Source organism: Delftia sp. ZNC0008 (genome assembly GCF_000799035.1).
GTDB lineage: Bacteria > Pseudomonadota > Gammaproteobacteria > Burkholderiales > Burkholderiaceae_C > Comamonas > Comamonas tsuruhatensis.
This window is the reverse complement of the sequence record NZ_JTKZ01000409.1, coordinates 1-308: the sequence shown is the minus strand read 5'-3', so window position 1 is coordinate 308 and position 308 is coordinate 1. Positions and strand designations below refer to the sequence as shown.

The window sequence follows — 308 nt, the reverse complement described above, 5'->3', positions numbered from 1 at the left end:
TCTGGACGCCGTCATGCCCGGCAGGGACGGCTTCACGCTGTGCCGCCGGCTCAAGGACACGCCGGCCTGGGCCCACGTGCCCGTGGTCTTCATGACCGGCCTGTCGGACACGGACCAGATCATCCGCGGCTTTGCCAGCGGCGGCGTGGACTACGTGGTCAAGCCGCTGCGCATCCCCGAGGTGCTGGTGCGCCTGGCCACCCATGTGCGCAATGCCCGCGCCACGCGCCAGGCGCAGGAGGCCGTGGACGTGGCGGGGCTGGGCGTGGTGGTGCTCGACGGCCAGGGCCGCGTGGCCTGGCGCTCTC

At 73.1% G+C, this 308-nt stretch carries 1 protein-coding gene; it reads left to right on the top strand.

All coding sequences use genetic code 11. The features are described 5' to 3' along the window. On the top strand, nt 1-308 hold a 308-nt coding region (locus L995_RS13645; RefSeq protein ID WP_047472276.1), incomplete at both ends, for a response regulator.